Genomic DNA, 18,739 nt, shown 5'->3' on the forward strand with positions numbered 1-18,739 from the left:
TTACCTTCCCCCCTTCATTGGCTTAAAATGTGGTAAGGCAATTTCGTCAGTTACGTCCTGAAAATGAATTTCTACTGGCATTCCAATTTCCACTTTTTCCGGTTCACATTCAATAATGTTCGTCATCATTCTTGCCTTTCCACCTTCTAATTGCACGAGGGCGACCGTATAGGGCACTTCTTTTTCAAACCCTTGAATAAAGGATTTTTCCACAATTGAATAACTATAAATTTCTCCTTTGCCGTTATGGTCCTGAAATTCGATGTTTGTTCCGCCACAATGAGGGCAAACGACTCGTGGATAAAAGAACATTTCATTGCACTCATTGCAATGAGGGATAAGAAATTTCTTCTCTTTCAAACCTTTCCAGTATATTTCGGAAACTCCTTTTGTATTCGGCAGAGGCTTGTTATACGCCATTTAATTCATTCCTTTCACTGCTTACTTTCTGTTTTGCTACACTGTTAACGATCTCACTCAGCACCTTGTAACTCTTTTAAGATTTCCTCTTTCAACTTGAACTTTTGAATTTTGTTCGTTAGAGTCTTTGGAATATCTTCGACGAATCGAATATATTTAGGCCACATATATTTAGGGATTTTTTGTTCAATCCATTGACGGAATTCTTCTTCATTCAAACTTTGTCCGTTCTCGATCACAGCATATACTACAATTTCATCACCGTATTCGGCAGGAATTGGAAAAACTGCGCTCATTTGTATGGAAGGATGTTCATAGATCAAATCTTCAACCTGGTACGAAGAAAATTTTTCTCCTTTGACCTTTAAAATACTTCCTTGTCTGTCTACAAAATAGTAACCGCCCTCTGCATCCCTATAAGCAGAGTCACCAGTATGGAACCAGAGATTCTTAAATACCTTCAGCGTTTCTTCTTTTTTTCTGAAATACTCACTTAAAATGATGCTTGGTAGTTTGGGCCTGATTGCCAACTCACCAATTTCTCCCGCGGCACATTCTTCATCTTTTTCGTTCAAAATCGTTGCTTCAAAAAAAATACCCGGTTTTCCTAAATATCCTTTTTCAATTGCTTCAGTTCCATGTCTTACTTCCAGGCCCAACTGCTCTGCAATCTCAGTCATCTTTTTTCGGGAGTGTCCCCGGTAATAAGAAGAAGGAGTGCCTGTTTCTTCATCCAACTCCTTGATTAAGCCACAAATACCGAATCCCGCCTCTGTTTGACCAAAGCCAGCGAGAATAAAGTCGAAACCAAACCTTTTGGCAAGTTCATGATGAAATGATGGCAAAGGTTGAATGTGAACTTTGTTAAGCGTATTGTTACGGTCATTGTCGGTTTCCTTCGCATTCATCAGCCAGGTCGTCATGACTCCTACAAGAACAGCACTTGTCGATTGACTTATTTTGATTCTGTCCCAAAAATGGTTGGAGCTGAATTTATCCCACACAGCGACTTCACAGCCGACAAAGACGGCACGTGTAATGTTGAAGAAAGCTCCGCCTACATGGTAAAGCGGAAGGTCGTTATAAATCACATCTTCTTGCGTCAGCATTTTTCCGTAGTAGAAAGCATAGCCGTAAAGCCAGCGGTGGGACTGTACGACACCTTTCGGTAACCCAGTAGTGCCGGATGTATAGATGATGCTTGCCATATCCGAATAGTCGAGCTCCAGCTTCACATTGCTTTTATCACCTTCAAACAGGCTTTCGAATGGAATAGTACCCAGCTCTTCAATGTCTCCACTCATTAACTCTGCTTCATAATCATGGTCGGATTCTTTCGGATCATATACAATTACTTTCAGATTTTTATTCGTCAGGTCTTGCTTAATAGCTTGGAATTCCTGAAGCAACCCTCTTTCTACTAGTAAGATTACAGGGTCGGTATCGTTGATCAGATAAGACAGGGACTTCCCGGTATAGTTGAAATTGATAGGGGCATAGACACCGCCCGCTTTCCAGATCCCAAACATTGACAGTGAGCATATATAAGCATTTTTCATAAATACCGATATGCGATCTCCTTTATCTAACCCCAAATTCTGAAAGCTATGCCCAATGCTGTTGGTAAGCTCATTAAACTCGCGGTATGAAACATTGAAATCGTTTTCTCCATAATAGAAAAAGTTTTTTTCCCCTTTTATCTCAGCCCATTCCTCCAATTTTTTCACTACTACGTGCTCATCTTGTATCATCTCGTTTAGCAACTCCGAGTTTCCTTCCACATTATCCCTCCTAAAATGGATTCTCTTTTCCACTTCATTAAAACAGCTCAGCTAGGCTACGATAGTCAAAATTCAACTATAGGCGTATCCCAATTGAGCTGTATCCTTAGTAAACCTTGGGATGTTGCTTTCATTGAAAAATAAATTTCTGTATTTGATAGTACGTTTATAAAAGATGATACGTGTCGACGCATTTTTTCTATGGACGATATCTATTTTTAGTGCTGCCCAGTTGATGGGGGAGAAGTTCATAAACATCCTTTATCCATTCGCACAACAAAGGTCGGGTATCACGTGGGTCAATGATTTCTTCCACGCCAAATTTTTCTGCTGTTCGTAGAGGAGAGACTACTTTGTTTAATCGGTCTAATATTTGTTGACGAAGCTCTTCTGGATTATCACTGGCCTCTAAGTCTCTCTTGTAAGCCACTTCCAATCCGCCTTCAACAGGCAGTGAACCCCATACGCCTGAAGGCCATGCATAACGTAAATTCAAACCGTGTCCATTTGACATACCTGCGCCGCCTACACCGAACACACGTCTTATAATGATCTCAACCATTGGAACCGTGGCCTGGTAAACTGCAGTAATAGCACTTACCCCTTTTCGGATTGTGCCTTTCTTTTCAGCGTTCAACCCCACTTCCAACCCTGGGTTATCCACCAAATTGACAATGGGAAGATGGAAGGTTTGACATAAGTCCACAAAACGTTCAATTTTTTCTGAACTGTCTGCTGTCATGGCTCCTGCATTCTTATAAACGTCAGGTGCAATGACTCCTACCGGATGACCATCTAACCTGGCAAACGCTGTGATCATTGAGCCTCCGTAGAAACGTCCCATTTCAAATATGGAATCTTTATCGAAAATCTTTTCAAGAATTGCTCTGATTTTATATAACCTGCGCCGATCTTTCGGTATGGCCGAGATCAACTCTTCTTCCCTTCTGTCAGGATCATCTGAAGCGGGTAAAACAGGCGGTAATTTCAATACGTTATCCGGTAAATAGGACAAAAATTCTCTTATTTGCTGAAAAGCTTCTTCTTCCGAGCTGGCGATGTTATCGACTGCGCCACTCGAACGATGAACTTCTGTCCCCCCAAGCTCTTCTTTCGTCAAATCCTGTCCCATCCCATGCTTGACGATCAAGGGCCCAGCCACAAACAATTGGGAAGTATCTTCAACCATTACCGAAAAGTGGGAGGCTGCCACCCGTGCTGCTCCAAGTCCTGCTACAGAACCTAAACAGGCGGCGGCTACCGGCACGTTTTGAAGATTATCCATTACATGATCCCAAGCAGGATTGATCGGAATGTAGGTGTGGCCATGATCTTCGAGCAGCTTAACGCTTCCCCCTCCCCCTGTTCCATCCACCAACCGAATTAATGGCAATTTTAATTCTTTTGCCATAAGTTCAGAGTAGATTTGTTTGCTCGTTACAGCTCCATCCATTGAGCCGCCCCTTACCGTAAAGTCATCAGCGCCGATCACTACTTTCCTTTTGTTGACCCGTCCTGTTCCTACCACAAAATTTGCAGGTGTAAATTCCGTTAAATCACCCTGTTCGTCATATCCGGCTTTTCCTGCGATTGCTCCCGTTTCATGGAAACTATAAGGATCGAGCAATGTATCGATTCTTTCCCTTACTGTCAATTTTCCCTGTTGTTTATGGCGGTTTACACGCTCTTCCCCGCCCATTTTTTTGGCTAATTGTTCTCTTTCTCTAAGTTCATCTATTTCAGCTTGCCACGACATTTTATCTCTCCTATTCGAATCTTCAGTATTTTAAAAGTAGAAATATTCTGACTTAAAATCATATAATTCTTTAAAAACAGTTGATTAATCAGTTTATCGAAACATCTTGCAATTTCTTAGCAAGCTCAACTTTCAATATTTTACCGGTAGCTGTCATAGGCAAATCCTCAACCACTTTTACAATCGGGACTTTGTAAGTGGCCATATGTTCAGCGCACCATTTCTGAATTTCTTCTTCGGTAACGGTGCCAACTGCCTTTTCTTTTAATTTGACAAAAGCTATAGGGACTTCCCCTTTTTTAGCATGAGGCATTCCAACAATTCCATTTGCCTCTACCGCTGGATGACGCGCCAATACAACTTCAACTTCTGGAGGAAATACACTCATCCCGTTGACTTTCAACATTTCTTTGTTTCTTCCTAAAAAATGAATATATCCTTCTTCGTCAATCATTCCCATATCACCAGTACGAAGCCAACCATTATTCAAAGCTCTTTTTGTTTCTTCAGGTTTATTCCAATAAGACTTGAACAAAGCAGGAGTCTTGATCATCAATTCTCCCTCTTTTCCAATCGGCAACAGCTCTCCGGTTTCAAAATCGGTCACTTTAAAGTCAGTTCCAGGAATTGGAAAACCAACAAATACTGGACGACTTTTCAAGTCTTTGTCATCTTCATACATATAAGATGTATAAGTATCGTACGTATTGGTTTCTGTCATCCCCCAGGTCGCTTCAATCATAATGCAGCCGGTCAACTCTTCCCACTTTCTTCTAATTTCTAAATCCAACTTTTTAGAAAGTGATGTAGCTGTTGTCACTTTTAGAGAAGTCAAATCATATTGACTAATAGAAGGTTCTTCCAGCAATTCGACGAAATTATCCACACCGCCGTTTATGAAAGTCACCTTGTATTTTTCAATTGCCTGCATTGTCGCTTCCGTATCCCAACGTCCCAGCAGCACATGGGTTGCTCCAGAAACAACAGGGTTTAAGAGACACAGTACTTCTCCCGCTATCCAAAACGCAGGCCAATAAGCTAAGCCGACGTCTTGTTCTTTTAAACGGAAAATATAGGTGCAGGCAGATGCCGTAGTATAAAGCATATCTCTTTGCGTATGCACACAACCTTTTGGCATTCCTGTCGTGCCCCCTGTATAATTAAGCGCCGCCATGTCATCGAGGTGGATGTCTACATGAGGATACTCCGGGCTTTGTTTTTCCAGAACTGTCAATAAATCAACTGTTCCAGGGCATTCCAATTTTTCTTTCATATACATAGGGTGCACAGTAAATGCCGGAGTTTTTGGGATAAGATCAATTAAGCTGGTTGTTATTACTTCTTTCACGTCAGTTTGTTCTTTCACCTTCTGCACCAAGGAATTCAGTTGATCGGTCGTAACGACCAGTTCTGCCTGCGTATCCGTCAGTTCATACTGCAGCTCCTCTTCTTTAAACATTGGATTTACCGGGACATGGACGCAGCCCAACTTTAAAATTCCATAAAAAGCAATTAGGAATTGGGGGCAATTGGACATGAACACAGCTATCCGATCACCTTTTTTAAACCCTTTATCCGCTAAATAAGAGGCAAATCGATTGCTTAGATCATCCAGTTCCTTAAATGAAATTTCTGTTCCGTAGTAAATCAGGCAAGCTTTATCGGGCGTTAGTTCCGCTCGTTTACTGAGGTATTCAGTCACTAATATCTCTCCGAAAGGATACTCTGTTTCTTTTGGCAATTCTTTTGGCCTTTTTTTATTCCAGAGGTCATTTAAATGTTCTGTGTACTTTGTTTCATCCATTTCCTTCATCCTCTCTGCAGATTACTTTATGAAACACATACATATGGTTACATAGTCACCATGCACCTGTTGCGGTTAGTATTCTTTACACATCGGTTACTTCGTGTTTTTCGATAACTACAAATGAAGGTTGTTTCCCTTTGATATTTTTCACCAGCAAAAATATCATTTCAATTACTACCAGAAAAAAACCTAATGGAACAAAAAGAATTACTAAACTCAGAGGATAATTTGTGCCTCCCGCAGTGAACGCCATTCCACTTCCAAATGCATGCATCAAGTATTGCCATCCGAAAACGGCTAACAGAAGCATTAAGACTATTTCGATTACAATCAAAGAAATTGCTGCAATTCGCTGAATAACCAGGCTTTTGGCCTTGGTGATCACAAATTCAATTCTTGGCATCATCCCTTCTCCGAAGGTATAGGCCAAAGCAGGGAAAACGGCCAGCGGCATAAAATAATATTGTGAAATTTCATAAGCATGAAGAGGGGAGGTCCCGTTGATATTACGGATCAGGACATCAGCACTTGTATAGAACATCATAAAGAAAATTGTGATTCCGCTTAAAAGCATTCCCAGCCACTTAATTTTTTGAAAAACTTTATAGGCACTTAAGTATCTTTGTGACAAAATCATCGTCTCCTTTCATAATAGTTCACATCTGACTCGGCAGGAAGGTAGCAATGCCCGGGAACATAATCAGTAAGCCAATAATTACAACTCCAATGACTACAGCATAAGGAAGAGCATACCTGAAAATTTTCTCACTGGAAATTCCCGTTACACCCGCTACAGAATATACACTTAACCCTACAGGCGGCGTAAGAAGCCCCAATGTACATAAAATACCGACGACGACACCGAACCAAATTTTATCAGTTCCTATTTCCAATATGAGTGGCAAGACAATCGGAGCTGTCATGATGATGACTGCTGCCCCCTCAATAAGCATAAATAACACGAAGTAGAGGATACATAAAATAATGAGAATCAGCACCGGATACTCAATTAATGTACTCAACAATTCGATTACCTTACGAGGCAATAAAGAAATCGAGACGAACCGTCCAAATATTTGAGCACTGATCATGATCATCAAAATCATAGCGGTCAGTTTGACTGTATCGGCGAAAGACCTCGATAAAAAATTGACGCTTACTTTCCGCAGGATCAATGCGGCCAGAAAGCTGACGAGCGCACCGACTGCCCCTGCTTCCGTTGGTGTAAAGAGACCAGCGAAGATACCGTAAAATACGGTAAATACAATCAAACCCGTCAATATAGCAGCAACAATTGTACGTGACAGTGAAACATGCTCTTTTTCGAAAGGGGCTTCCAAAGATTCAGTTTTATCGCTTTTTGACTTATTGCTTAAAAACACCAGCATTACAGCTATGATGATCACCATTATAATAAGCCCTGGTATAATCGAAGCAATAAAGAGTTGCCCGATAGGTGTTTCTGTAGCGACACCCCACAGTATTAAGATGATGCTTGGCGGTATAACAGCCGATAGTGAACCCGCTGCTGCTACTGTCGCTCCTGCCATTCCTTCTCCGTATCCTCGTTTTAATAACTGAGGAACCGCCACCTGTCCCATGGCACCGGCTGATGCATTAGATGAACCCGAAACTGCGCCCATCAGGCCGCCAGCCAATATTGTCAAAACTCCAAGGATACTACTTTTCCCCCTTGATAAGTTGTAAACAATATTATACAAATCCTCAACAATTCCCGATCGCACAATAAACTGAGCCATTAATACAAACAAAGGTACAGTGGTTAAGGAGTAACTTGCCGTCCGAATAAAAGGATCTGATTGCAAAAACCCAGTTATGTATCCAGGACCTTCTAATAAGATCAATCCCAAAATGCCGACTGTCAGCAAAATGGAGTGGATGTACATGCCGGCAAATAATAAAAATAATAATAAAATGAACATAATTATAAAGAGAGTTTCTATGGACATATTACCTACCTCTTCTCTCAATAAGTGAGTAATTATGGATTTCTTCTATTTTGATAAATACTCTTTATACAATCTGTATTAATCATTTTCTCCCCAGAAACGAAACTCCCATTTTTATATATTGAGAGTGTCTCTGAGGAGAAGATGAAATTCTTTATATAGATATATTATTCTAGCTCTAAAATCGGGTCGTGCACTTCCCCTCCATGTTCAATGACAAGGTCTCTCCACAGCTTAGCAGTTTCCAATCCCGGCAGTCCTTCACTTTCTTTTGCGTCAATCCATGCCTGCCACGTATTAGTGGAAGCTTCTTCCAGTAAGTCTTGGGCGCCTTGTTCCAAATCTGCTACAGCTACCAATTCAATTCCCGCTTCTTCTGCGTCTATCAATGCTTGGTCGAAAAGTTCTTGTTTTACTGTAGACTCAGCCAACGCATATGCTTCATCCTCCATAATTGTTTGAACATCTTCAGGGAGCTCGTTCCATTTGTCTTCAGGCATTAACCATACGAGTGGGAAATGGCCGATAGCCAGCCCGGTAATCGAGGTTGTGATTAGCTCATCAAACCCGTATGGCTTATAGTCTACTACCGATCTCACGTTGCCATCCAAAGCACCTCTGCTTAATGCTTCAAATTCTTCGCTCCATGGCATTGAAACAGATCCTGAACCCAGTTCTTGAACAAAAATTTCGTGAGCGCGTCCGCCAGTTCTTAATGACAGATTCTGCAAACTTGCCGCATCACTGAATTCATGTCCTCCTACTGCACCGATTGTATATTGAGAGACGGGCTGAACAGGAAGCGCTTTCATTCCGTGCTCGCCAAATTCAAAATCAGCGAAAGTTTTACCATCCGCTAATTCAACATCACTTCTGATGAGGTCTGCATATGCTTTTGCAGCAATAATCGAGTCAGATGATTTTAACGGAAGCATCGGAACATCTGACAGTGGGAACTGATCAGGGTTATACGTAGGAAGGACGGGTGCAGCGAGATCAATGGTGCCATCTTGCAAAGCTCTTATTTCTTCACCCAACGGCACAAGTTCCTGGTTGAAAAAGGCATCAAAGGTTACTTGACCACTAGTTTCCTCTTCTACTGTTTCCATCCATGGAGTAGTGAACGCAGCAGTATTAGCATCTTCTCCACTCAGACCAGCATTCAACCGCAGGTTAATGGATTCCTGTTCATTTCCGCCGCCTTCTGTGCCTGAACCGGAAGTGGAAGGCTCTTCTTCAGAAACACAACCGCCCAATATTCCTAAAGCCAGTAAACCCGTAAATAAATGTTTTTTCTTCATGATTCTTTTCCTCCCTTTTGCTGTTGATGTCTCTTCAACTATATTTCCTAAGTAAGTTCTGGTTTAATACGTCATATGTTTAACTTTGATACCTATTCTTTTTTCGTCCGAGTTCTTGTTACGCAAAAGAAAGTTTTCTCATTCGTCTATTGAAAATTATTCAATAGTCATGATTACTTCGCCTTCATTTACAAAGTCGCCTTCACTAATCTTGATCTCTTTGACTTTCCCACCTCCTTCAGCTTCAATGGGAATTTCCATTTTCATAGATTCTAGAATCGCCACTTCTTGTTCATCTGCAATTTCATCTCCAACACTAACCAAAATTTTCCACACATTTCCCGTCATGGTTGATGTAATCTGTTTCATACCCAATTCCTCCTTCTGAAGATTCAGTAACCGTTTTATACTTTTTTATAAGTTTTATATAGTTGGCCCTCCAGCAGCATAAATGACTTGGCCACTGATAAAAGAGGATTTCTCGTCTGCAAAAAACAATACAGCATTCGCAATATCTGCCGGCTTCCCGCTTTTCTGTACCGGGATTTCTTTTATCAGTTCCTCTTTGTACTCTTCAAATGGAACTCCCAGCCTCTCGGCGGTGGCTTTTGTCATATCCGTTTCAATAAAACCCGGAGCGATTGAATTTGCTGTAATCCCAAATTTCCCAAGTTCTATTGCTAATGTTTTTGTAAACCCTTGGAGTCCAGCTTTTGCAGTGGAATAGTTTGCCTGCCCTCTGTTTCCAAGTGCTGAAGTTGAAGAAATATTGATGATGCGCCCGTACTTATTCTCCACCATCACACTTTGCACAGCCCTACTCATATTAAATGAACCTTTCAAGTGGACATCCATGACCATATCCCAATCACTGTCCGTCATTTTAAACAGCAAGTTATCCCGAGTGACACCCGCATTATTTACTAAAATATCGATTTTTCCTTGTTTTTCGATAATGGCTTTCACTGTTTCATCGACTTCTTCGCTCGAAGAAACATCGGCTGTGTATGTTGAAACCGAAAATCCATTTTCTTTTAGAAAATCATCGGCCTGATTCAAGCTTTCTTCGTTAATATCAAGGATAGCGACATGGGCACCTTCATCTAAAAGAGCCTCTGTAATGGCGAAACCAATGCCTCTGCTTCCACCTGTAACTACGGCTACTTTTCCATCAAACCTTTTCACAAATCATTCTCCTTTCGCTCCTCTACCACTTGAATAGCTGTTAAAACTTGATGACCACCCTCGATGCCTCTCCTTTCGCTAACGTATCAAATCCCTCGTTGATCTCTTCCAGCGAAATAAAGTTAGTCATCAGTTTATCCACAGGCAACCTCTCCTGTTCAAATAAATTAATAAAATGAGGAATATCCCGCTCAGGAACGCAGCTTCCAATATACGACCCTTTCAAACTCTTTTCTTCTGCGGTCAAGCTGACGTACGGAAATGAAAAATGATGTTCCGGGTGCGGTAAACCAGTGGTTACAGTAGTTCCTCCTCTCTTTGTAATTCCATAAGCTACTTCCATGGCAGGCACCACCCCTGCTGTTTCGAATGCAAAGTCAAGTCCCCCTCCCGTCGCTTCTCTTATCGACTCCACTACATCAGGGTCTGTTGAGTTGTAGACATCCGTTGCCCCCAGCTCTTTTGCTTGCGTGAGCTTGGCTTCGTTTATATCTACCGCTACAATTCGACTCGCTCCAGCAGTTACTGCGCCAAGAAGCGCACTGAGACCAATCCCGCCAAGTCCGACAATTGCCACCGTATTCCCCAATTTGATATTTGCAGTGTTTGAAACAGCACCTACACCCGTAATGACTGCGCAACCAAAAAGAGCAAGTTTCTCAAATGGGATACCTTTTTTCACTTTTATCAAAGAATTTCTTGACACTACCGCATATTCTGAAAATGCCGATACCCCAACGTGGTGATACACTTTTTCATTGTCATTATGTAACCGGATGCCACCATTGAAAAGCGTACCAGCAGTGTTGGATACTGCAGCAGGTTCGCATAAAGCCGGCCGCCCTTCCTTACAAGGCAAACAATGTCCGCAACTCGGTACAAATACACAGACAACATGATCGCCTGGTTCCAAATCCATTACTCCTTCGCCAACTTCTACTACGACTCCTGAAGCTTCATGTCCAAGAGCCATGGGAAGTGGTCTGGGCCGACTGCCATTGATGACGGATAAATCTGAATGACACAAACTCGCCGCTTTTATTTGAATCAGTACTTCTCCCCGCTCAGGTGAATCCAATTCTATGGTTTCAATCTTGATTGGCAAACTTTCAGCATAAGGTGCTTTTACACCCGATTCCCTCAACACAGCTGACTTTACTTTCACAGAATCACCCCTTCGTGTATTCTTGCATTTAATAAAGCTTTATGCCGATGAACTTGGTATCCATCATGTCTTCCATTGCGTACTTTACCCCTTCCTTTCCAATTCCGCTGTCCTTGATGCCCCCGTAAGGGATATGATCATATCTGCGAAGTGATACTTCGTTTATCCAAACTCCGCCTGATTCGATGGACTCGGCTAAACGCATCGCCCTGTTAATATCAGTGGTGAAGACTCCAGCCTGCAAACCCAATTCAGTATTATTGACCTCTTTGATCACTTCGCTTTCTTCTGAAAAAGGCATTACGCTAATCAACGGTGCAAAAACCTCTACACACACTACTTTCATTTCTGGGGTTAACTTTCCTAAAACAGTCGGTTCAAGCAACGTGCCTGTCCGCGTACCGCCAGTCAGTAGGTCTGCCCCCTGTTCGATTGCCTCGTTTATCCATGATTCTGCTTTTTTTGCTGCTTCTTCGGTGATCATTGGTCCCATATCCGTCGCTTCATCCAACGGATCGCCCGTTTTTAAAGAGCTGACTTTGGGAAGAAGTTTCTCGAGAAACTTATCGTATATAGTTTCATGAACGTAAATTCGCTGAGCTGATACGCACGCCTGTCCTGCAAAAGTAAATCCTCCCATTACAATAGCACTGACTGCTATATCCAGATCTGCGTCCTCAAAAATGACATTGGGCGCGTTCGATCCAAGTTCTAATGTCACTTTCTTCCGTTTCGCCATTTCACTTATTTTCCAGCCCACAGCTCCGCTGCCAGTGAAAGTGACTTTCTTCACTCTCGGGTTTGTTACCAACGGTTCCACGATGTCTTGACCAGGTCCCATTAAAATATTCAATGCACCTTCAGGCAATCCAGCTTCTTGAAATAGCTTATACAGTTGCATAGAAGAAAAGGGTGTTTTTTCGGCTGGTTTCAAAACTACGGTGTTACCAGCTGCAATGGCTGGTGCAACTTTGTGCAATACTAAGTTTAACGGAAAATTAAATGGCGTAATCGCCGCCACCACACCAATAGGAACTCTCTTAGCTATACCGATTTGGTTTTCGCCACCGATTGCACTATCCATCGGTATTTGTTCTCCATAAGTTGACTTTGCTGCTTCAGAAGCAAACCTCAGTACTTGAACGGCCCGTGCTACTTCTCCCCTGCTTTCACGAATCGGTTTTCCTGCTTCTTGTGAAAGCAATACAGCAAAATCCTCTGCCTTTTCTTCCAATAAATCAGCTGTTTTTCTTAAAATGGAAGATCTCTCATGAGCTGGCATCGTTTTCATGTGCTTCTGAAAAACTTCATAGGCATTATCTACAGCATCATTTATATCTTCCAAATTGGCACACGTTATTTCACCCAGAATCTTATTTGTGAATGGGTTATAAACGTTTAAGGTTTTTCGTCCACTTTCTGTTCTTTCTTTACCACTTATAATTGAGCCCGAAGAAAGTGTCTCCAAATTAATCACGGTGAGTCCTCCTTAATCATAAATATTTAAATTGGGTCACACTGGAATTTAAAAACTAAAATTCTAATCCTGTAATCAGCTTTTTCTGGATGAACTTAAATTATTGGTTCTCAGGATGTATTTCAAAACTGTTGAATTAGAGTATGAGGTGAAGTGGAAATACTATCCAAGTAATAATTTGCTTCCGTATGCGTCTGCATTGATGATAGGAAAACAACAATAGAGGAGAATCTGGGGTGACTTACAATCCGCCTAGAAATTTGTGCCTAGTATATCAAACTCTAAAAGTAACGACAACTAGTTTTTTAATTATTTAAAATAATACGAAAATTTATTTTAGTATACTATTAAGCGGCTCGACCGAAAAGAAGATACAACTACCGATTCTTTCACACTAATGCTTTTTAATTGATTTAATGAGCTGTTTCTCCTCCATCAATTGTCAAAGCTTGTCCTGTCATATAAGCCGATCCTTCAGAAGATAAATAGACGATTAGAGGTCCAAGCTCATTGGCTTCTCCGATTCTTCTTAAAGGAATTCTTTTTATAATCTTGTCAGTTAATTCTTCATTATCAAAAATTTCTTCGTTCATTGAAGTTCTGAAATAGCCTGGGCAAATGACATTTACATTCACCTTATATCTCGCCCATTCAATGGCCAACATCCGGGTAAACTGAATGACTGCTCCTTTACTGGTTCCATAAGCCACCAGCCTTGGCGTGCCTACCAGTCCATCGTAAGAGCCGATATTAATAATTTTACCTTTTTTTTGATTCACCATTATTTCTCCGATAATCCGGGAAACTTTCATGACACCTATAAGATTGGTAGCCATTATCTGCTCGATTTCTTCATCACTGGTTTCTGAGAACATTTTTTCGATGACAATGCCCGCATTATTCACTAAAATATCAACCCGACCGAATTGCTCTAAGATTTTTTCTTTTACGCGATAGATTTGTTCAGAGTTTGTGACGTCGCAAATGTAAGGTGTCACCTTCCCTTTAACTTTCATCAATTCATCTGCTGCCTTCTCCAGCGTCTCTTTGTTCCGTCCGGTAATGATAACTTCCGCATTTGAGAGCAAAAGTGCTTTTGCAGCTGCATAACCTAACCCTCTGCTTCCACCGGTGACAAGTGCCACCTTTCCTTTAAGGTTAAAATCTTCCAACATTTTATCTCCCCTTACAAATAACTCTTTTTATCAATTCAGGTTTTAACCACCTCTTCAACTGAGACTTCATCACAAAACATTATTGTGGAATTGCGTTCCAAACTTTTACTATTCATCTCCTCTCTATCCCAACGAACTTTTTCAAGACTATAGTCATTTGACTTCGGCTTCCGTTTTCAATTGTTCGCGCAGCTCAAGCCTTCCAACATCCCGTAAATGGACTTGGTCCGGCCCATCAACGATTCTAAGCGTTCGTGCATTTGCCCAGTGTGCCGCTAACGGAAAATCTTCACTTACACCTGCACCTCCAAAAGCTTGAATTGCTCGGTCAATTACATTGAGGGAGACTCTTGGTGCTGCAATTTTTATCATGGCGATCTCTTTGCGGGCTGCTTTTGCACCTTCCTGATCGATTTTATGAGCAGCATGCAAAGTCAAAAGACGCGCCTGTTCAATTTCAATCCGGCTCTCAGCAATAATCTCACGAATCACTTCCTTTTCCGACAACAAGGAACCAAATGCTTCTCTCGTTTCAGCACGTTTACACAAAAGTTCCAAAGCCCGTTCTGCTGCCCCAATAGCCCTCATACAATGATGGATTCTGCCGGGTCCCAGACGGCCCTGGGCAATCTCAAATCCTCGACCTTCTCCCAATAACATATTTTCTACTGGGACTCTTACATTATTGTATCGAATTTCGGCATGGCCATGAGGTGCTTCGTCATACCCGAAAACAGGCAAATGACGCTTTATTTCAACTCCTGGAGTATCAAGCGGTACTAAAATCATCGATTGCTGTTGATACTTGGCTGCATTCGGATCTGTTTTCCCCATTAAAATGGCTATTTTGCAGTTAGGATACAGTGCCCCAGTAGTCCACCATTTCGTTGCATTGATTACGTATTCATTTCCATCACGCACAATGCTTCCTTGAATATTCGTAGCATCAGACGAAGCAACATCCGGTTCTGTCATTGAAAAGCAGGAACGAATCTCACCCTTCAGAAGTGGTTCAAGCCATTGTTTCTTTTGCTCTTCAGTGCCGTATTTTATGAAGACTTCCATGTTCCCCGTATCCGGAGCATTACAATTGAATATTTCAGGGGCAATTAGCGAGCGTCCCATAATTTCACAAAGATGAGCATAATCATAATTCGTTAATCCTTGTCCATATTCAGTGTCGTGTAAAAATAAATTCCACAGCCCTTGCTCTTTGGCTTTTTCTTTTAACTCCTCCATGATGGGCGGAACAATCCACCGGCTTTCTCCTTCATTCAATTGGTTTTCGAATATCATTTCGTTTGGGTATACGTATTCATTCATAAAATCGATTAACTCTTTTTTCAATTGCTGCGCTCTAGGCGATAGGTCTTTCAGCATCCCGCAACCTCCTGTCCACTGATATTTTCTTACTAATTTATTTCTAAATGAAAACCCTTACAATCACTAGTATAAAATGCTCCTCTTTAACTTACAAGTAGTTTTTTAATTATTATAAATATTCTTTCAATATTCACTCTAAAAAAACCAGTCTATTACAAAGGAGTAATAAACTGGTTCTATTGGGTTATTTTATGTCCACATTATGATAAACCTGCTGGACATCTTCAAGGTCCTCAATGGCATCGACCATTTTTTCGAATTGCTCCTGGGCGTCTTCAGGAAGTTCCAATTCATTCTGCGCGAGCATTGTCAATTCCGCTACGGTAAAATCTGTAATGCCTGCGTTTTTGAATGCCTCTTGGACAACATGGAATTGATCGGGTTCTGCATAGACAATGACAGAATCCTCTTCTTCCAGGATATCCCGGACATCAATGTCCGCTTCCATCAACAGCTCCAGGACTTCGTCAGCGGATTTACCTTCGATGCCAATGACAGCTGTATGATCAAACATGTAAGACACCGACCCACTGACACCCATATTGCCTCCGTTTTTGCCGAACGCAGCCCGCACATCTGAAGCCGTACGGTTTACGTTATTGGTCAAAGTATCTACGATAACCATTGAACCGTTCGGGCCGAAGCCTTCATACCGCAATTCATCATAGCTTTCCTCTGATCCGCCTTTGGCTTTTTCAATGGCACGATCGATGATGGCTTTTGGTACACTGTAGGTTTTCGCGCGTTCAAGGACTACTTTCAACGCTTGATTCGATTCCGGATCCGGTTCTCCCTGTTTTGCCGCCACATAAATTTCACGGCCGAATTTTGCATATATGCGACTCGTGTTGGCATCCTTGGATGCTTTCTTTTCTTTAATGTTATTCCATTTGCGACCCATATCAGTTCCTACTTTCTTTGAATTCTGAACGTCATAGAAGTTCACTGCTCTCTATTATATAATAAATTCACTCTACATTTCATCCCGCACAGTTCACAAAAAATCTCATCTGTAATCGGTAGCTTTGCGTCCGCTTTTATCGTTCCGGAAGTATTCTGAAAGTTGAATGACACGGACATCGCGTGTATTCAATTCGTGATAGATTCCTCTGCTGTCTGTGAACGAAATATATTGATCTCTTTCACTCTGCACCAGCTTTTCCGCTTGCTCCTGTGAATCCATATGGACGAACCGCCGGATGTAATGCTCTTCATCAAAGAAATATGTTATTTTGAACTCTTTCATCGTATTCATCCCCCTATAAATCGTATGAAAGCTTTTGATAAAAGTAATTGGGTTTTACGATTTCGTTTTTATAAGGCTTATGGAAAATATGGGTGGTGGCCGGGCTCATCGGCGGAATCAACCAGACCCAATTACCGGTCACATTTCTTCCCGCAGCTTCTTCTTTCTTCTCGAAATTTTTGAATTGCTTGGCAGCCGTATGGTGATCCACAATGGTCACTCCGGCTTTATGGTAAGAGTCCAATACTGCCACATTAAGTTCCACCAGTGCTTTGTCTTTCCAGAGAGAACGATTGGAAGTTGTATCCAGTCCCATTAATTCGGCCACGGCAGGCAATAGGTTATAGCGGTCTTCATCAGCCAGATTCCGCGCACCGATTTCCGTGCCCATATACCAGCCGTTAAAAGGCGCCATTGTGTAATGGATTCCTCCAATTTCCAATTCCATGTCAGAAATGATTGGCACAGCGTACCATTTGGCATTCAACGTTTTAAAATTTTTCAGCTCCGGATGCTCCAATTCAACTTCCATAATCGATTCTTCCGGAATCTCGTACCAACGGGGCTCTTTGCCATGCTCTTGTATAACCAAAGGCAGTACATCAAAATTGGTCCCTTTTCCTTTCCATCCAAGTTCCATACACTTCCTGGTAAACTCAATTGAAGTGGAATCTCCAATAATTTCCCCGTCTTTTTCATATCCTGCATAACGCACCAACTGGTGATTCCAGATCCGTATCTTGTTCCGTCCACCTGTTTTTTGAGGGAATACTGTTATGGCCGGCCGCACTTTGCCTTTATTAGTGGCAAAATCAATATGATTGAGCAAACTCTTAAAAGCGCCGTCTGCCGTGTCCTGTTGCCGGGCATCAAACACCGTCAAGGTATTCCAGAACAAGCGGCCGATGCAGCGGTTATTATTGCGCCAAGCCATACGCGCCCCGTGTTCCAGCTCTTCAAAAGTATGTGTGTACTGTCCTGTATGTTGAATTTCTTCTGTGACTTCCTCAATTCGGTCAGCCAGCTCGGCTTCGCTTTTTCCCAATTCGTTGTAGCAGCAATATAAAAAATAACCGGCTTCTTCAATCAAGACAGATTGTGCTGCAGTTATTGTCATTTTCTTCACTCCTTTCGTTCATATTATCATCTCTTCCACCAAAGGATTAACTGATATGTGACAGCTCTTTGTTTTTACATACAGGTGGAGTACACTTATAAAAAGCATAGAATTCAAAGGAGTGGCTTCAGTGGTAAAAGCGATTTTTTTCGATTTGGATGACACCTTACTGTGGGATAAAAAAAGCGTATTCACAGCTTTTCAAAAGACTTGTGATTATGCTGCATTAAAAAGCGGGGCAGACTGTTCAACACTTGAAACAGCTGTACGAAAAGAAGCACAGAAATTATACGCTTCCTACGATACGTTTGAATTTACAAAAATGATCGGGATCAACCCTTTCGAAGGCTTATGGGGAACATTTGACGACAAAGGCGAAGGTTTTCAGAACATGAAAAAAATTGTTCCGGAATACCGCCGCCAAGCATGGACAATGGGATTGAGGCAAATTGGCATTGACAATCCGGAACTGGGTCAGGAGTTGGCTGACTATTTTCCGATAGCCCGCAAAGAAAGCCCTCATGTATATGAAGAAAGTTTCCAGGTACTTGATGAACTGAAAGAGAACTACCAATTGTTATTGCTGACCAATGGCTCACCCGGACTGCAGCATACCAAGCTGACCATCACGCCGGAAATCTCCCCTTATTTTGACCATATTGTCATTTCCGGTGATTTCGGCAAAGGGAAACCAGATCCCGGTATTTTCAAACATGCTTTGGCAAAGTTCGACTTGGAGGCCGAAGAAGTTTTGATGGTTGGCGATAATTTACTGACCGATATCATCGGCGCTGAAAATGCCGGAATACGTTCCGTGTGGGTCAACCGCGAACAAAAAGCTCCTCATGAATCGATTAAAGCGACTTACGAAATCCACAATTTAACTGAGTTACTTCCTATAGCCAATCAATTGAAAAAAGCAAAAGAGGTCCGTTGACACAGGCCTCTTTTGCTTT

Annotated in this window: 17 protein-coding genes; 1 reads left to right on the forward strand and 16 read right to left on the reverse strand. The window is 41.8% G+C overall.

Features of this window, described 5'->3' with window-relative positions; genetic code table 11:
- From EEX84_RS06235 to EEX84_RS06310, 16 genes are all read right to left on the reverse strand, one after another.
- Entirely contained in the window at positions 1–360 is a 360-nt protein-coding gene (locus tag EEX84_RS06235; protein WP_158599072.1) for a Zn-ribbon domain-containing OB-fold protein, read from the reverse strand.
- 113 nt (positions 361–473) lie between these two features.
- Positions 474–2,201 (reverse strand): AMP-binding protein, encoded by a 1,728-nt coding sequence (locus tag EEX84_RS06240; protein ID WP_240033925.1) that lies wholly within the window; start codon positions 2,199–2,201, stop codon positions 474–476.
- 199 nt (positions 2,202–2,400) lie between these two features.
- Positions 2,401–3,957: an acyl-CoA carboxylase subunit beta gene (locus EEX84_RS06245; RefSeq protein ID WP_123164739.1), complete on the reverse strand. Its 1,557-nt coding sequence runs from the start codon at positions 3,955–3,957 to the stop codon at positions 2,401–2,403.
- Between the two features lie 88 nt (positions 3,958–4,045).
- A complete protein-coding gene (locus EEX84_RS06250; RefSeq protein WP_205125690.1) occupies positions 4,046–5,761 on the reverse strand; it encodes an AMP-binding protein in 1,716 nt (571 codons plus the stop codon).
- A gap of 85 nt (positions 5,762–5,846) precedes the next feature.
- Positions 5,847–6,395 (reverse strand): TRAP transporter small permease, encoded by a 549-nt coding sequence (locus EEX84_RS06255; RefSeq protein WP_158599073.1) that lies wholly within the window; start codon positions 6,393–6,395, stop codon positions 5,847–5,849.
- A 25-nt stretch (positions 6,396–6,420) separates the two neighbouring features.
- On the reverse strand, positions 6,421–7,734 hold the full coding sequence (locus EEX84_RS06260) for a TRAP transporter large permease (RefSeq protein WP_240033926.1): 1,314 nt from the start codon (positions 7,732–7,734) through the stop codon (positions 6,421–6,423).
- A 167-nt stretch (positions 7,735–7,901) separates the two neighbouring features.
- Positions 7,902–9,035: a type 2 periplasmic-binding domain-containing protein gene (locus tag EEX84_RS06265; RefSeq protein WP_123164742.1), complete on the reverse strand. Its 1,134-nt coding sequence runs from the start codon at positions 9,033–9,035 to the stop codon at positions 7,902–7,904.
- Between the two features lie 156 nt (positions 9,036–9,191).
- Complete coding sequence (locus EEX84_RS06270; protein ID WP_123164743.1) at positions 9,192–9,404, reverse strand: acetyl-CoA carboxylase biotin carboxyl carrier protein subunit; 213 nt, start codon at positions 9,402–9,404, stop codon at positions 9,192–9,194.
- A gap of 54 nt (positions 9,405–9,458) precedes the next feature.
- Positions 9,459–10,220, reverse strand: coding sequence for a beta-ketoacyl-ACP reductase (locus tag EEX84_RS06275; protein ID WP_123164744.1), 762 nt, complete (start codon positions 10,218–10,220; stop codon positions 9,459–9,461).
- A gap of 40 nt (positions 10,221–10,260) precedes the next feature.
- Positions 10,261–11,385, reverse strand: a complete 1,125-nt coding sequence (locus tag EEX84_RS06280) for a zinc-dependent alcohol dehydrogenase family protein (protein WP_123164745.1) — start codon at positions 11,383–11,385, stop codon at positions 10,261–10,263.
- 28 nt (positions 11,386–11,413) lie between these two features.
- Entirely contained in the window at positions 11,414–12,862 is a 1,449-nt protein-coding gene (locus EEX84_RS06285; protein ID WP_123164746.1) for an aldehyde dehydrogenase family protein, read from the reverse strand.
- Positions 12,863–13,275: 413 nt separating this feature from the next.
- The gene (locus EEX84_RS06290; protein WP_123164747.1) at positions 13,276–14,037 is read right to left on the reverse strand and encodes an SDR family NAD(P)-dependent oxidoreductase; all 762 of its coding nucleotides are present in this window, start codon (positions 14,035–14,037) and stop codon (positions 13,276–13,278) included.
- A 153-nt stretch (positions 14,038–14,190) separates the two neighbouring features.
- Positions 14,191–15,417: an acyl-CoA dehydrogenase family protein gene (locus tag EEX84_RS06295; protein ID WP_123164748.1), complete on the reverse strand. Its 1,227-nt coding sequence runs from the start codon at positions 15,415–15,417 to the stop codon at positions 14,191–14,193.
- A gap of 187 nt (positions 15,418–15,604) precedes the next feature.
- Positions 15,605–16,321 (reverse strand): YebC/PmpR family DNA-binding transcriptional regulator, encoded by a 717-nt coding sequence (locus EEX84_RS06300; RefSeq protein ID WP_123164749.1) that lies wholly within the window; start codon positions 16,319–16,321, stop codon positions 15,605–15,607.
- 105 nt (positions 16,322–16,426) lie between these two features.
- Entirely contained in the window at positions 16,427–16,666 is a 240-nt protein-coding gene (locus EEX84_RS06305; protein WP_123164750.1) for a hypothetical protein, read from the reverse strand.
- A gap of 13 nt (positions 16,667–16,679) precedes the next feature.
- Positions 16,680–17,783, reverse strand: a complete 1,104-nt coding sequence (locus EEX84_RS06310; protein WP_123164751.1) for a nitric oxide synthase oxygenase — start codon at positions 17,781–17,783, stop codon at positions 16,680–16,682.
- A 130-nt stretch (positions 17,784–17,913) separates the two neighbouring features.
- Between EEX84_RS06310 and EEX84_RS06315 the strand changes: the two genes are divergently transcribed.
- Complete coding sequence (locus EEX84_RS06315; RefSeq protein WP_123164752.1) at positions 17,914–18,720, forward strand: HAD family hydrolase; 807 nt, start codon at positions 17,914–17,916, stop codon at positions 18,718–18,720.
- Positions 18,721–18,739: the final 19 nt, after the last annotated feature.

Origin of the sequence: Planococcus salinus (genome assembly GCF_003719725.1) — a bacterium.
Taxonomy (GTDB): Bacteria; Bacillota; Bacilli; order Bacillales_A; family Planococcaceae; genus Planococcus; species Planococcus salinus.

Coding starts and splice junctions, on each gene's coding strand:
- EEX84_RS06270 (WP_123164743.1), bottom strand. CDS start 9,404: ATGAAACAGATTACATCAACCATGACGGGAAATGTGTGGAAAATTTTG.
- EEX84_RS06265 (WP_123164742.1), bottom strand. CDS start 9,035: ATGAAGAAAAAACATTTATTTACGGGTTTACTGGCTTTAGGAATATTG.
- EEX84_RS06295 (WP_123164748.1), bottom strand. CDS start 15,417: ATGCTGAAAGACCTATCGCCTAGAGCGCAGCAATTGAAAAAAGAGTTA.
- EEX84_RS06290 (WP_123164747.1), bottom strand. CDS start 14,037: ATGTTGGAAGATTTTAACCTTAAAGGAAAGGTGGCACTTGTCACCGGT.
- EEX84_RS06250 (WP_205125690.1), bottom strand. CDS start 5,761: ATGGATGAAACAAAGTACACAGAACATTTAAATGACCTCTGGAATAAA.
- EEX84_RS06245 (WP_123164739.1), bottom strand. CDS start 3,957: ATGTCGTGGCAAGCTGAAATAGATGAACTTAGAGAAAGAGAACAATTA.
- EEX84_RS06305 (WP_123164750.1), bottom strand. CDS start 16,666: ATGAAAGAGTTCAAAATAACATATTTCTTTGATGAAGAGCATTACATC.
- EEX84_RS06260 (WP_240033926.1), bottom strand. CDS start 7,734: ATGTCCATAGAAACTCTCTTTATAATTATGTTCATTTTATTATTATTT.
- EEX84_RS06300 (WP_123164749.1), bottom strand. CDS start 16,321: ATGGGTCGCAAATGGAATAACATTAAAGAAAAGAAAGCATCCAAGGAT.
- EEX84_RS06310 (WP_123164751.1), bottom strand. CDS start 17,783: ATGACAATAACTGCAGCACAATCTGTCTTGATTGAAGAAGCCGGTTAT.